The sequence below is a fragment of the Streptomyces sp. AMJ-169 genome, assembly GCF_055597585.1.
In genome coordinates, this window is the sequence record NZ_JBVLTJ010000016.1 from 135,368 (window position 1) to 149,339 (window position 13,972).

General features: G+C 71.6%; 10 protein-coding genes and 1 pseudogene. 3 read left to right on the forward strand and 8 right to left on the reverse strand.

The window, feature by feature from the left end; genetic code table 11:
• Nucleotides 1-109: 109 nt before the first annotated feature.
• From ACYUD3_RS32370 to ACYUD3_RS32395, 6 genes and pseudogenes are all read right to left on the reverse strand, one after another.
• A pseudogene (locus tag ACYUD3_RS32370) lies at nucleotides 110-592 on the reverse strand (RNA polymerase sigma factor); the annotation flags it as partial.
• A gap of 462 nt (nucleotides 593-1,054) precedes the next feature.
• The gene (locus ACYUD3_RS32375) at nucleotides 1,055-1,813 is read right to left on the reverse strand and encodes a class F sortase (RefSeq protein WP_470977787.1); all 759 of its coding nucleotides are present in this window, start codon (nucleotides 1,811-1,813) and stop codon (nucleotides 1,055-1,057) included.
• Nucleotides 1,810-2,223: a sortase-dependent protein gene (locus ACYUD3_RS32380; RefSeq protein ID WP_470977984.1), complete on the reverse strand. Its 414-nt coding sequence runs from the start codon at nucleotides 2,221-2,223 to the stop codon at nucleotides 1,810-1,812. Before ACYUD3_RS32380 ends, ACYUD3_RS32375 begins: the two co-directional genes overlap by 4 nt.
• Before the next feature lie 293 nt (nucleotides 2,224-2,516).
• A complete protein-coding gene (locus ACYUD3_RS32385; protein ID WP_470977792.1) occupies nucleotides 2,517-2,903 on the reverse strand; it encodes a luciferase domain-containing protein in 387 nt (128 codons plus the stop codon).
• 246 nt (nucleotides 2,904-3,149) lie between these two features.
• The gene (gene gndA / locus ACYUD3_RS32390; protein ID WP_470977795.1) at nucleotides 3,150-4,589 is read right to left on the reverse strand and encodes an NADP-dependent phosphogluconate dehydrogenase; all 1,440 of its coding nucleotides are present in this window, start codon (nucleotides 4,587-4,589) and stop codon (nucleotides 3,150-3,152) included.
• A 136-nt stretch (nucleotides 4,590-4,725) separates the two neighbouring features.
• Nucleotides 4,726-6,117, reverse strand: coding sequence for an LCP family protein (locus ACYUD3_RS32395; protein WP_470977798.1), 1,392 nt, complete (start codon nucleotides 6,115-6,117; stop codon nucleotides 4,726-4,728).
• Between the two features lie 198 nt (nucleotides 6,118-6,315).
• Here ACYUD3_RS32395 and ACYUD3_RS32400 point away from each other — a divergent pair, with 198 nt between their 5' ends.
• Complete coding sequence (locus tag ACYUD3_RS32400) at nucleotides 6,316-7,611, forward strand: COG1361 family protein (protein ID WP_470977800.1); 1,296 nt, start codon at nucleotides 6,316-6,318, stop codon at nucleotides 7,609-7,611.
• Between the two features lie 109 nt (nucleotides 7,612-7,720).
• Here the strand turns inward: ACYUD3_RS32400 and ACYUD3_RS32405 are convergent, their stop codons facing one another.
• Entirely contained in the window at nucleotides 7,721-9,433 is a 1,713-nt protein-coding gene (locus ACYUD3_RS32405; protein WP_470977803.1) for a lysyl oxidase family protein, read from the reverse strand.
• Between the two features lie 270 nt (nucleotides 9,434-9,703).
• On the opposite strand from ACYUD3_RS32405, the gene ACYUD3_RS32410 reads away from it, so the two are divergent.
• Together ACYUD3_RS32410 and ACYUD3_RS32415 are read left to right on the forward strand one after the other, a co-directional pair.
• Nucleotides 9,704-11,059, forward strand: a complete 1,356-nt coding sequence (locus ACYUD3_RS32410; protein WP_470977805.1) for an ATP-binding protein — start codon at nucleotides 9,704-9,706, stop codon at nucleotides 11,057-11,059.
• Complete coding sequence (locus ACYUD3_RS32415) at nucleotides 11,056-12,171, forward strand: tetratricopeptide repeat protein (RefSeq protein ID WP_470977808.1); 1,116 nt, start codon at nucleotides 11,056-11,058, stop codon at nucleotides 12,169-12,171. The genes ACYUD3_RS32410 and ACYUD3_RS32415 overlap by 4 nt, the downstream gene beginning before the upstream one ends.
• Here the strand turns inward: ACYUD3_RS32415 and ACYUD3_RS32420 are convergent, their stop codons facing one another.
• Complete coding sequence (locus ACYUD3_RS32420) at nucleotides 12,172-13,914, reverse strand: ABC transporter ATP-binding protein (protein WP_470977812.1); 1,743 nt, start codon at nucleotides 13,912-13,914, stop codon at nucleotides 12,172-12,174.
• Between the last annotated feature and the right edge of the window lie 58 nt (nucleotides 13,915-13,972).

The following is a 13,972-nucleotide window of genomic DNA, read 5'->3' on the forward strand; positions in this document are numbered from 1 at the left end:
GCGGCGGACGGTCGTGAAGTGGCCGGGCGGGGGGTGGAGGTGGGTCGGGGAGGGTGACAGGAGGGTCAGGAGGGGGTCGTCGGGGGGGACCGTCGGATCGTCGTCGGCGTCAAAGCGAGTGGTCAAGGCTTCTCCTCAGGTGGGCGCGGAGCAGTTCGCGGGCCGCGTGCAGGTCGGCCTTGACGGTTCCCTCCTTGCGTCCGGTCAGGACGGAGATCTGCCGGACGGGGATGTCAGCGTAGTAGTGCAGGAGGATCGGGACGCGGAGTCGCTCGGGGAGCGACTGGACCAGGAGGCGGATCGAGGGGTCCTCCGGGCCGGGGTGCGGACGCAGCGCCTCTTCCGTCTTCGCCTTGCGCAGCGCCCTTCGTTCGCGCTCCAGCTTGCGCCAGTGGTCGCGGACCAGGTTCGCCGCCGTGACGTAGAGGAAGCCTTGCGGCTCCTCGACCTTCGTCCAGCGGGACCAGAGACGGGTGAAGGCCTCGGACGCGATCTCGTGCGCCGTGCCGTCGTCGTCGACCAGGCGGCGGCACCAGCCGGCGAGACGGGGGTAGAGCACGGTGAACAGCTCCGACGCCGCCTCCTCCCTGGACGGGGGGCGGGAGGAGGACGAAGAGGGGGATCGGGAGGAGGTTCGCTGCCTCTGCCCTAGCCATTGTCGGTTCAACTCTCTCCAGGTGGGGGGTAGGGGTGGTTCTCGTACGCGGTGGTCATGCGGGGTGCGGCTCCTTCGAAGTACGGCTGCCTCAAGGCACGGCTTCCGGAGGTTTCGGCTGCTTCGAGACGCGGCTTCCGGGAGTTGCGGCTCCTTCGAGCTACGCCCCTTCCAGAAGCTGCGGCTCCTTCACAGACACGCCCCCTCCGGAAGCTGCGCCTCCTTCGAGATACGACGCCCCCTCCGGAACCCCGCCCCTCCACCGCCCTCACCCCTTCATCGGCCCACCCCTCCCCCTCGGTTCACGAAATCCGCCCCTTTTCCCAGAAACTCCACCAACCCCACCGCCCCGCCAACTCCCCACCGGCTCCACGCCAACTCCCCGCCGGCTCCCGCCCCTCACTCCCCCTTCAGCACCGCGAACACAATCACGTTGTCCCGGTACCCCACCCCGTCCCGCGGCCCCCCACACGTGATCAGCCGCAACTCCGGCCGCGCGACATCCCCGTACACCTCCCCCGTCGGGAACTCCGCCTTCGCGACCGTCTTCACCCTCGTCACCTCGAACTCCCGCACCGCCCCGCCCTCCAGCCGCGCCGTCACCCCGTCACCGGGGCGCAGCCGCGCGAGATGGCGGAAGACGCCGTCGCCGAACTCGCCGACGGTGACATGTCCGAGGAGGACGGCGGGGCCGGGCCGGCCGGGGGACGGGGAGTAGCGGTACCAGCCCGCGCGGTCGTGCGCGGTGACCGGCGGCACCTCGACCGTCCCGTCGGCCGCGAGACCGAGGCTGAGCAGAGGCGTGTCGACACCGATCGCCGGGACGAGCAGCCGGACCGGACGAGGCCCGGCCCCCGAAGCCCCACGGCCACCCGAAGCACCCTGGCCACCCGAGGAACCCAGCCCCTCCGAAGCACCCTGGCCCCCAGGAGAACCCTGGCCCCCAGAAGCCGAAGCCCCGGCACCCGAAGACCCCCCGGAAGCCCCGGCCCCCGAACTCCCGCCCCCCGCCGCCCCCGAAGACGCCGAAGCCGACGAACCCAGCCCCCCGTCCCCCGCGCCCCCGGACACCCGCACCCCCTCCCCACTCGCCCCGCACGCCGTCAGCAGCGCCGCCCCCAACGCCGTGGCGAAGGCGCGCCGGGAGAGCGCGATCACGCGCCGGTCGCCCTGCGGCGGCGTACGACGACGAAGGCGCCGCCCGCCAGCAGCACGGCACCGGCGCCCGCGCCGGCCAGCGCGCCCGTGTGGTCCGCGGCGGGCTCGGTGACGCCGGTGTCGGGGGCGCCGGACGGGACGACCGCGACCTGGCCGGAGCCCTTGACCGGCGCGGGGACGGGGGTCGCCTCGGCCTGGGTCGGCGCCTTGGCCGAGCCGCCGGGGACGGTCGGGACCGGGGTGGGCTCCTTGCTCTCCGGGGCCGGCGCGACCGTCGCCGGATCGGCCGGGACGGGGGTGGCGGCGACCGGAGCGGCGGCAACTGGGGCAGCGGCGACCGGAGTCGCGGCCGACGCCGGCCCGGCCGACCCCAGCGCGACGACCCCGGCAAGGGCAACGGACCCCAGCACGGCACGCGCACCCACGGCACGGACGCTCACAGCACGGACACTCATGGCACGGGCACTACGGCTGACACGACGCATACGGTCGTCTCTCCTTCGTCGGCCCGCCCTCCAGCGGGCGGGGAACCTCGATCCCCGGTGACGGGATCGAGCGGAGAGACGAGGGACAGGGAGGGCCCGTTGCAAAGAGATGGCAAAGTCGGGAGACGGAGCCCGACCCGCTCAGCCCGCCCCCCTGTTCAACTCCCCCTGCCGGCCGGCCCCCTCAGACAGGCAGCCCCCTTCAGCCGTCCGCCCCCTCAGACCAACGGCTCATCCCTAGGCATCAACCGCACCCGATTCAGATTGCACCGCGACCCCTCCTCCCCCGCCGCCGCCGACTGATGCGCCTTGAGGGCCATGCTGACGAGGCTCAGGAGGAGGTCGACGTCGGCGTCGCAGTCGAGGTGGATCGTCACCCAACGGGAGCCGGGCAGCAGCCGGATCGCCGTCGAGGCGCGCAGATCGCGGGAGATACGGCGGATGGCCTGGCCGGTGAGGTGGAGGTCGACCTCGTGGCCGGAATGGAAGTGGACGATCTCGCTGTGCGGGGAACTCAGCGCGGGACCCGTTCCGCACGCGGACGCAACCGCTGTGAGGTCGGGCCACGCAGCCAGTCGTTCCATGGCGCGCTCGGCCGGTGTCATGCGTCCATCGTCGCCGCATCACCCGCCGGCTACCAGAGGTTGAGCGTGATGTAACCCGCCCGTGAGATTCCCCGGGACGGAGGGCGACAGTCCGCCTGCGTTCAGCGAACTTCCGCCACCCTGACGGCGCTTTCCCGCCAACCCCGCCGCCCCCAGAAGGTAACCCACCCCGCCCACCGACCGGCAAAGGGCCCCACCCGGGCCGAACTCCCAGGTGAGGCCCTTGTATACGGGACGACTTGAGGGCTACGCGTCCGTCTCCGGCCGCCCCTCCTGCGCCCACTGCGTGTGGAACATCCCCTCACGATCCACCCGCGCATAGGTGTGCGCCCCGAAGAAGTCCCGCTGCCCCTGCAACAACGCCGCAGGCAACCGCTCCGCCCGCAGCGTGTCGTAATGCGACAGCGCCGCCGAGAACGCCGGCACCGGAATCCCCCGCCGCGCCGCCGTCGCCACGATCTCCCGCCACGGCACCTGCGCGTCCGCGATCTCCACCGCGAACTCCTTCTCCGTCAGCAGACTCACCAACGCCGGATCCTGCACGTACGCCGCACGGATCCGGTCCAGGAACGACGCCCGGATGATGCACCCACCCCGCCAGATCCGCGCCACCGCCGCCAAGTCGATCGCCCACCCGTACTCCTGGGCCGCATCCTGGATCATCGACCACCCCTGGTCGTACGCGATCACCTTCGACGCATACAACGCATGCTCCACCTGCGACGCGAACCGCGCGGCCTCCGTCCGCGACAACGGCGGCGTCGTCCCGCCCGGCAACCCCCGGTACGCCGCCCGCAACGCCACCTGCCCCGACGCCGCCCGCGCGAACGTCGCCTGCGCGATCGCCGTCACCGGAGACGCCAGATCCAACGCCGTCTGAACCGTCCAACGGCCCGTCCCCTTCTGACCCGCCCGGTCCACCACCACATCCACGAACGCCCCACCGGTCAACGCATCGGTGTGCCCCAGGACTTCAGCCGTGATCTCGATCAGATACGACCCCAGCCGCCCCCCGTTCCACTCCTTGAAGATCCCCGCGATCTCCTCCGGCGAATACCCCGCCACCTGCCGCAACAGGTCGTACGCCTCCGCGATCAACTGCATGTCCGCGTACTCGATACCGTTGTGCACCATCTTCACGAAGTGCCCCGCACCGTCCGCACCGATGTGCGTCGCACACGGCTCACCGTCCACCTTCGCGCTGATCGCCTCGAACATCGGCCCCAGCACCGCATACGACTCCGGCGAACCACCCGGCATGACCGACGGCCCGTGCAGCGCACCCTCCTCACCACCCGACACCCCGACACCCACGAAATGAATGCCCTGCTCACGCAACGCGGCCTCCCTGCGCCGCGTGTCCGCGAAATGCGCGTTGCCCCCATCGATGATCATGTCGCCCGGCTCCAGCAGCGGCGCGAACTCCTCGATCACCGCGTCCGTCGGACCGCCCGCCTGCACCATCAGCATCAGCCGACGGGGCCGCTCCAGCGCCGCCACGAACTCCTCCGCCGACTCCGCCGGGACGAAAGCACCCTCGTCCCCGAACTCCTCCATCAGCGCACGCGTCCTGCCCGCGCTGCGGTTGTGAACGGCGACCGTATAACCGTGCCGCGCGAAGTTGCGCGCCAGGTTGCGGCCCATGACTCCCAGGCCGGTGACGCCGATCGATGCGGATGCGTTCATGGGTGGTACCTGTCCCCTGCGTCGAGGTGAGTCCGTCCTCTCCAAGTACGAGCAAAGTCCCGCCCTTTACTCAGGGAGCAGCACTTCAAGGCACCTCAAGGGACCCCACCGAGCTGCATCTCAAGGACCTGCCCCCTCAGCGGATGCCGTCCGTCTTCAGATCCGGCCCGACGACCACCGTCACCGCCCCCGCACCCGAAGCCGCGTCCGAAGCCGTCGCCCGTATCCCCGCGCCGAGCCGGGCCGCCACCGCGCGGGCCCCCGTCCCGTCCCCACCCTGGGGATAGAGCACCTCCGTCCTCGCCACCGCCGGCTCCTGGTTGCCCGTGCCGTCAACCGTGTACCCCGCCTCCCTCAGCTTCCCGGCGACGTCCGCCGCGCGGCCCTGCTCGCCGGTGCCGTTGAGGACGCGGACGTGCACCGAGGAGGCGTGCACGAGGTCCTGCACGGCGGTGGCCAGCTGGGACTTGGTGGTCTCCTTGTCGTGGGCGAGGGCCGTGAAGAGGTCGCCGGCCTGCGGGTACTGCCAGACGACGTTGGCCTTGTCGGTGGGGACGTCGGCCTCGCGCGGGTAGTTGGGGACCGTGAGGAAGGCGAGGCGGTCGCTGGGGATGCCCTTGAGCTCGGCGGCGAGGCCGTACAGGGACTTGATGCCGGCCAGGCCGCGGTCGGTGGTGAGCGACTTGGTGCCCGCGTCCAGGAAGCCGTACAGCGCGTCGGGGCTGTGCAGTTTGGACCGGGCCTTCTTCGCGAGGGCGTCCATGAACTCCTGCTGGCGGCCGATGCGGCCGATGTCGGAGTTGTCGCCGACGCCGTACCGCGCGCGGACGTAGCCCAGCGCCTGTTCGCCCTTGACCGTCTGGCAGCCCGCCGGGAGCTTGAGGTTGGCCTTCGGGGAGTCGATCGGCTCCTTGGGGCAGACCTCGATGCCGTCCAGAGCGTCGACCATGCCCTTGAAGCCCTGGAAGTCGACCGACATGAAGTGGTCGATGCGCAGGCCCGTGTTCTCCTCGACCGTCTTGATCGAGCAGGCCGCCGCGCCCGCGACCTCGCCGCCGGAACCGCCCAGCGCGAACGCCTCGTTGATCTTGAAGTGGTGGACCTGCGAGAGCGTGCCGTCGCCCTTGTCGCAGGCCGGGATGCGGACCCAGGAGTCGCGCGGGAAGGAGACGATCGACGCCCATTCGCGGTTCGCCGGGATGTGCAGGACCAGCAGGGTGTCCGACTGCATCGTCGTCAGATCCTTGCCGTAGCCGGCGTTCGCGCCCGCGCGGCTGTCGGAGCCGACGATCATGATGTTCTTGGAGCCGGGGCTCAGCTTCGCCGGACGGCCGCCGCCCAGCTTGTCGTCGACGTCCGCCGCGCTGATGTTGCCGTTCAGGTCCTGGTACACCCACGCGCCGACCCCGGCCAGCGTCAGCACCAGGGCCGCGAGCACCCCCGCGCCCCAGGCCACGAAGCGCCCCCGGCGGGTCAGCCGTACGCCCCTCTTCCGCTCCGGCACCCGGCGCCGCCCCTGCCCGCTCACCCGCGCTCCCCTCGCTCGGCTCCTCACACCCGTCAGACGTCCCGGACCCGCCCTCGCGTTGCCCGGACCGCCGCTTCACCTTCCCTCACTTTTCTACCGCCTGCCTCTGACAATGCCTCCTCCCCATACTCCCCATGCCTTCATCCGGCTCATACGATGATCAACAAGGCATCCACACGCCACACATGGGGGAAACACATGAACTCCACACCCACCGGCCGCCGCCTGCGCGGGCCCGCCGCCCTGGCCGCGCTCACGGCGCTCGCGGCCGGCGCCCTGGCCGTCGCGCCGGCCCACGCCGACCCCGAGACCGACCAGTTGTGGATCAGCGCGCCGTACGACCGGCCCGTGACGGTCGTCCCCGCCGGCGGCGAGGCGCGCGTCCAGTCCCTGAACGTCAGCCTGTACCACGACAATTCACACTTCTCGGTGACGGACGGCAAGCTGAGCGTCGACGCCTCCGGGCTCGCCGGGGTGGCCGAGGTGCTGTGGCCCGCGAACTGCGCGCCCACCGGTACGACGGCCGTGTGCGACACCGGCGACGTCCCGACCACCGGCGGAGGCGCGCCCCAACTCACCCTGAAGGTACGGGCGTTGCCGGGCGCGGCCATCGGCGCCTCCGGCCGTCTCATCTACGAGGCCGAGGCGACCGGCGGCCCCGACGGCACCCTCAGCGCCGCGAAGGAGTCCGCCGACACGACCGTCACCGTCGGCTCCGGACCCGACCTCAGCGTGTCCCGCCCGGTGAACACCGACGGCGTCACGCCGGGGACGACCCTCGACGCGCCGATCACCGTCACCAACAACGGCGACCAGCCCGCAAACGGCTACTCCGTCGAGATGTGGACGACCTACGGCCTCGACCTCGCGGCGCCCTCCCCGTGCACGGCCGAAGCCCTGGGGGACGCGTTCACGCACTACACCTGCACGTTCGACACCGTCGTGCAGCCCGGCGAGAAGGTCGGGCTGCCGCTGCCGACGACCGTCAGCTCCCATGCCCTGTACGAGCGGTTCGACTTCCACGTCGAACCGGGCGCGGGCGCGGGCGACCTGCTGCCGGACGACAACGGCACGCAGTGGCTGGTGAACGCGGACAACACCGCCGACTTCGCGGTGAGCGGCGACAAGGTGAGCGGGGCGGCCGGGGACACGGTCACCGCGACCGCGCGGTTCACCGACAACGGGCCCGCCTGGGTGGCGTACGTGTCCTCCGGTGACCCGGCGGCGGTCGTCGACGTCACCCTGCCGCCGGGGACGACGGCGGTGGGCGTGCCCGACAACTGCTCGCCCAACGGCGCCGGTTACTCCTGCCAGCTGGGGGTGACCGTCAAGCCCGGCGTCAGCGTGGAGTTCCCGTTCAAGCTGCGGATCGACAGCGTCGTACCGGACGCGACCGGGAAGGTCGTCGCGCGGCCCGACTTCGGGGCGGGGTTCCCGTTCGACCCTGACCCGTCTAACAACTCGGCCGAGATCGTGGTGAACGCCCGCGCGTAGTACGCCGGTTTCCCGCGCGTAGTACACGGTTTGGGGCATCCGGCGACTTTTACGGTCACCGGATGCCCCTTTTTTACTGCCTGCGATCACTTATGACCGTAACGACGTCCTAGGGAGCGTTGATCAGGTCGACCGGCGGGACGCTCACCGTGCGGGCGCCCGGCTTGCCGCCCAGGACGACCTTCCGCAGGGAGACGTTGTTCTTGTAGTCCGTCTCCTGGAGGCGGTGCGCCGGGTTGGCGTTGACCTCGATGTAGTACGTGCCGTTGGGCAGGTCCGTGATCTCGAAGGACTGGCCCGGACGGTACTGCGTGTAGGTGTCACCGCTGCCGACGTCGAGCACCTCGCGCACCGAGATGGAGTTGCGCTGCCCGCAGGCGGTCGACAGGTCGGTGTTGTACGGGTGCCAGTTGGCGTTCTTCACCGTGTAGTCGATGGCGTCGGTGTTGGCGAGGCAGAACGCCTCCTTGCCGCTGCGCACGGACTTGGTGCGGTCCTCGCTCAGCAGGCGGTAGCTCGCGAAGTCGGTGAAGTGCCAGTGCTCGTGGCCGATACGCGGGTCCCACTCCATCGTGCCGGCCGGGGCGTAGCCGACCTGCTTGCCCTGGGCGTCGTAGAAGTACTGGTAGGAGTCCATGAGTTCGGCGCCCGGCTTGCGGAAGCCGTCGACGACCAGGGGCGCGGGGCCCGCGTTCCAGACGTTCGCGCTGAACGCGAGGTAGTCCTTGCCGGGGGCGTCGCCGTCCTCGCCGTCGGTGATCTGGATGTCCCAGGCCGGCAGCGAACGCAGGTCCGGCTTCGGGGTGTTGGCGGGGGCGCCCGCCTTGCCCGTCGGGCGCTGGGCGGCGGCCTTGAGCGCCGGGGCGATGCGGGAGCCGTCCGTGTGGCCGGCGCCGTCGCCCAGGTGGCGGGCCTGGCCGCGGGCTTCGAGGGCGTGCGGGAGGGCGCCCGGGGTGGGGGCGTCGGCGCCGCGCGGACCGTAATGATGCGCCCCGCTCATCGGCTGGCCCGCACCCATCTCGTGCCCGGCGCCCATCTCATGCCCGCCGTGCGCCGAACGCAGCCCCGCCCCCGGGCTCTTGTCCTCCCGTACGGTCACCTTGACGCTCGGCTTGTCGTCCGGGATGCCGAACAGGTCGCGGTACTTCTTCGCGACCGAGATCTGCGCGGTGTACTCGCCGGCCTTGAGGTCGACGGGCTTGTCGTAGTCCACCGTCGTGGTGTTGGCCGCCCAGCCCTTCTCGACGCCCCAAATAGAGCCCAGGGTGAAGGGGTTGGTGGGGCAGCTCTCCGGATAGTGCGAGGTCGCGGGGGCGTCCGGGCGCAGCCGGCCGGAGGCGTTGTTCGGGCAGAACGAGCCGGTGGTCTTGCTGACGACCTTCCCGGCGGCGTCCTTGACGGAGACCTCCAGGAAGCCGGGCAGCCCCTTGAAGTCCTTGACGAGACCGGCCGGGAGCGTCTTGGCGGTGGTCTTCTTGCCGTCCTTCAGGATCTGCTGGACGACGATCTGGTCCTTGTAGGACTTGCGCGTCACCTTGAACTCGAAGGGCGCGTTGTCGACGGTCAGATACGTGCCGAGGTCGAGGTAGACGCCGTTGACGCCCTCCCAGCGGTCGAGCGTGACGGATTTCGACGCGGCGACGAGCTTGAGCTGCGGCACCCCCGGTTTCGCGGCGGGCGCCGCGCCGGCGCCGGGAGCGGCACCGGCCACGGCGGCCACCACGGTGAGCGCGGCCCCCGCGGCCAACATCGCGCGCTTGGTGCTCGTACGGTCCCGGGGCTCGCGGCCCTGAGCCTTGTTGCGGTCTTGCTGACTGGTCATCGGTTCCTCGTCTGCGAGTGCCATGGTCAGTGGCATCGGACTGGACACCCCAGCTCGCTCCCCACCCCACCGACATCCGGACGCGTCCCCACGCGCCCCCGGGATCGGGCCCGATCTGTGAGCAACCTGTGAGACACGGTTCCGGTGAGTTCGGTTGCCTCCCGGGGTGAAGTCGACCTCAAGGGAGTCAAGTTGTGCCCCGCGGAGGGTCAAACTCGGCGTTTGGGGTGACAGGTGAGGCTTTCGGCCGGTGTTTCGTAAGGTGAGCCCATGCCTGAAGACTCTCCCCTGATACAGAGCCTCCGTACGGCAGTGGCCGCCGCCCCCGCCGACGTCCCGCTCCGGCTGCACCTCGCGGAGCTGCTGCTGAACGCCGGCCAGGCGGACGCGGCCGTCACGGAGATCGCCGTCGCCCTCCAGCACGCCCCTGGAGACGCGCAGGCGAGGGAGTTGATGACCCGCGCGATGGGGCTGCCGGGTCCGGCCGCACCGGCGTCGGAGGGGGGCACCACGCAGACACCGCCCACCACGCAGACTCCGCCCGCATCGCAGACTCCGCCCGCTGTACAGACCCCGCCCGCCTCCCAACCCCCCGCCTTCGACTGGAAAGCCGCCGAGGACCAGGTCAGCGACATCGTCCCGCCCCGCTTCGTGAACCCGGCCCCCACCCCGCCCCCGGGCGCCGGGACGGGCGCGGAAGCCGCCGGGTACGCGGCCGAAGGGGACGACCCGCCCGAGGACGCCTGGGACGTCGAGGCCCCGACCCCCCTGCGGCTGGCGGACGTCGGCGGCATGCAGGAGGTCAAGGCCCGCCTGGAGGCCGCGTTCCTCGCCCCGCTGCGCAACCCCGAACTGCGCAAGCTGTACGGCAAGAGCCTGCGCGGCGGACTGCTCCTGTACGGGCCGCCCGGCTGCGGCAAGACGTTCATCGCGCGGGCCGTCGCGGGCGAGCTCGGCGCCTCGTTCCTCTCCGTCTCCGTCAACGACATCCTCGACATGTGGCTCGGCAACTCCGAGCGCAACATGCACCAGCTCTTCGAGACGGCCCGCCGCAAGGCCCCCTGCGTGGTCTTCCTGGACGAGCTCGACGCGCTGGGCGCCAAGCGCAGCCGCACCTTCAGCGGCGGTATGCGCAACACGGTCAACCAGCTGCTGACGGAGCTGGACGGCGTCGACGCGGACGCCAACGAGGGCGTGTTCGTGCTGGCCGCGACCAACGTCCCCTGGGACGTCGACAACGCGCTGCGCAGGCCCGGCCGCCTGGACCGCACGCTGCTGGTCCTGCCGCCGGACGCCCCCGCGCGGGAGGCGATCCTCAAGTACCACCTCCAGAACCGCCCGATCGAGAACGTCGACCTGGCCAAGCTCGCGAAGGCGACGGAGGGCCTGTCGGGCGCGGACCTGGCGCACGTCTGCGAGGCGGCGGCCGAACGCGCCCTCCTGGACTCCGCCCGCACCGGCACCGTCCGCATGATCGGCATGAAGGACCTGACGGCGGCGGCCAAGGACGTCGTACCGTCCTCGGAACCCTGGTTCGCGGCGGCCCGCAACGTGGCGATGTTCGCGAACGAGGGCGGTATGTACGACGACCTCGTCACGTACCTGAAGAAGCGGCGCAAACTGTGAACCCGGCCGTCGAGAAGGCCGACCTCCTCATCGACCTGCACCGCTACGACGAGGCGCGCACCCTCCTCGCGCAGCGGCTCGCGGACGAGCCGGACGACATCCGGGCGTGGGTGAAGCTCGCCCGCAGCCACCTGGGCCGCCGGCAGGACAAGGCGCGGGCACTGGACGCGACCCGGCGGGCGCTGGAGCTGAACCCCGAGGACCGGGGCGCGCTCGTCATGCACGCGGAGGCGCTGCGGCACGCCCGCCACCCTGGCCGCTGGGACGAGGTCGAGACGTCGGTGCGCCGGCTGATCGAGCTGGCCCCCGCCGACTGGTGGGGCTACGCCCGCGCGGCCGATCTGCTGGCCCGCGCCAACATCGTCCGCCACCAGGAGCGCCGGGGCGGCGTCCGCGCGGCCGACCGCCCGCTGCTGATGCGCGAGCCCGCCGAACTCGCCCGCAGGGCCGTCGAGCTGGGCCCGCAGCAGGTGTACGCCTACGAGGTCGGCCACTTCGTCGCCTACCTGGCCGGCGACCAGGCCACCGCCGACCTCATGGACGAGGCCCTGCTGCGCCTCGACCCGCAGCACAAGGACGCCCTGGTCCGCCAGACCGAGCGGGCCGCCGGCGCCCCGGGCACGAAGGCGACGGCCGCCGCCGCCCTGTACGCCGACACCCTCGCCGTCGCCCCCGAGTCCGGCGCGATGCGGCACGGTCTCGACAACGCCTCCTACCGGCTGCTGCGCGGTATGCGCTGGCCGGCGCTGGCCTGTCTGGCCTTCGCCGCGGCCGGCGTCGACCTCTTCGCCGACGGCTCCGCCCAGCGCGCGCTGCCGCTGCCGCTCGGCCAGCGGCTGTGGGACCTCGTCCCGATGACCGTGATCTGGCTGTTCGGCGCGCTGCTGCGCTACCGGCGGCTGCGGGCCGGCGTCCGCGTCAACCTCGTCTCCGTCGTACGGCGGCGGCGCTGGCCGAGGGTCGTCCTCGGCCAGGCCGGGTGGTCGATGCTGTGCGCGCTGCTCATCGTCGAGGTCCCGTGGAGCGACCGGACCGTGCCTCAACTCCTGTTCTGGTCAGGGGTGTCGGCGACTCTGGCGACGGTCTGGTTCGACAAGAAGAGGACCAGCTAGTCATACCCCTACGGAGACCCACGGCCCCACCAGCTCCGCGTACTGCGCGCACCTCCCGATCAGCTCGTCGTGCGTCCCCTCGTCCACCACCCTCCCCTCGTCCACCACCACGATCCGGTCCGCGTCCCCCGCGAAGCTCAGGTCGTGCGTGATCATCACCGTCGTCCGGCCCGCCATCAGCCGCCGCAGCGGCTGGACCACCTGGCGGGCGGCCACCGAGTCGAGGCCGACCGTCGGTTCGTCCAGGACCAGCACCGGGGCCCGGCGGAGCATCGCCCGCGCGATGGCGATCCGCTGGAGCTGGCCGCCGGAGAGGGCGGCGGTGCCGGGGGCGAGCGGGGTGTCGTACCCCTGGGGCAGGGCCGTGACGAAGGCGTGGGCCGCTGCCGCCTGGGCCGCCGCGACGATCTCCTCCTCGGTCGCGCCGGGCCGGCCGCAGGCGATGTTGTCCCGGACGGTGCCGGTGAGGATGTGGGTCTGCTGCGGCAGCAGGGCGACGTTGCGGCGGAGGAAGGACAGGGGGACGGCGGCCAGCGGCACCCCGTCGAGGGTGACGGCGCCCGCGTCCGGGTCGTAGAAGCGGGTCAGGAGTTTCGACAGGGTCGACTTCCCGGCGCCGCTCGGCCCGGTGACGAGGATCAGCTCGCCGGGGCAGGCGCTGAAGCTGACGTCCCTCAGGGCGTCCCGGGCGGTCCCGGGGTAGCGGAACGTCACGTCCTTGAAATCGATCACTCCTCTCACGGGCCAGGCGGGCAGGGGGAGTTGCGGGTCCTGTACGGCCGGCTGGGCGTCTAGTACCTCAGCGATGCGCTCGGCTCCTGCGCCGGCGGCGGTGACGGTGAGCCCGAGTTGCCCCAGGCTGCGAACGGGTGGGTACAGGTATCCGATGAACGCGGCGAACGCGAGCAGGGTTCCCAGCGTCATCCGATCGGCGGAAATCTCCCAGACGCCGAGTCCGATCACCGCGAGCACGCACACCGTCTCGACGACCTCGACCAGCTGCTCGTACAGCTCGCTCAGCCGGGCCCCGCGCACGCTCGCCCGCAGCCAGGACCGGGCCTCCTTGTCCAGCCGCCGCTCCTCGTCGGCGCCGCGGTCGTACGCCTGGGTCAGGACCACATTGCCCAGGGCCTCCTCCACGACGGACGTGATCGCGCCGTCGGCGGCCCGTTCGTCCTGCGCGGACTGCTTGATCCGGCCGGCGAACCGGCGCGCGGCCAGCAGGAAGAGCGGCGCCAGCAGGAAGGTCGCGAGCGCGAGGTCCCAGCGCAGCCAGAGGGCGGCGGCCGAGTAGAACAGGACGGAGAAGGCCGCGGAGACGGTGCCGACGACGCCGGAGACGACCAGCGCCTCGATGGCCTCGACGTCACCGGTGAGCCGTTCGACCAGGTCGCCCTTGCGGTGCCGCTGGAAGAAGTGCGGGGGCAGTGACTGGACGTGCCGGAAGAGCTTCGCGCGCAGCCGCAGGACGAAGCGTTCGGCGGTCCAGGTCGCCAGGGAGTTGCCGAGGTAGCCGACGAGGGCGCCCAGCGCGGCGACCGCGAGCCAGGCCGCCGCCGGGCCCCAGAACGCGCTCAGCGAACCGGCCGCGAGCGCGGTGTCGGTGAGCTCGGCAAAGAGCAGGATCGCGGCGGTCTCGGCCAGCGCCGACAGCACCACGCAGCCCACGATCACCAGCATCCATCTGCGGTCGCCCCTGGTCAGCGGCCAGAAACGGGAGAACGCAGCGCGGGCTTCCCGCATGGTCGTGCCTTCCTGTACATGCCGGCTCCGGGCATGCCCGAGGCGGGGCACCTCGTGG

What these genes read in the sequence shown, in the direction of transcription:
- ACYUD3_RS32385 (WP_470977792.1), bottom strand. Translation starts at nt 2,903, where the DNA reads ATGACACCGGCCGAGCGCGCCATGGAACGACTGGCTGCGTGGCCCGAC.
- gndA (WP_470977795.1), bottom strand. Translation starts at nt 4,589, where the DNA reads ATGAACGCATCCGCATCGATCGGCGTCACCGGCCTGGGAGTCATGGGC.
- ACYUD3_RS32400 (WP_470977800.1), top strand. Translation starts at nt 6,316, where the DNA reads ATGAACTCCACACCCACCGGCCGCCGCCTGCGCGGGCCCGCCGCCCTG.
- ACYUD3_RS32405 (WP_470977803.1), bottom strand. Translation starts at nt 9,433, where the DNA reads ATGACCAGTCAGCAAGACCGCAACAAGGCTCAGGGCCGCGAGCCCCGG.
- ACYUD3_RS32410 (WP_470977805.1), top strand. Translation starts at nt 9,704, where the DNA reads ATGCCTGAAGACTCTCCCCTGATACAGAGCCTCCGTACGGCAGTGGCC.
- ACYUD3_RS32420 (WP_470977812.1), bottom strand. Translation starts at nt 13,914, where the DNA reads ATGCGGGAAGCCCGCGCTGCGTTCTCCCGTTTCTGGCCGCTGACCAGG.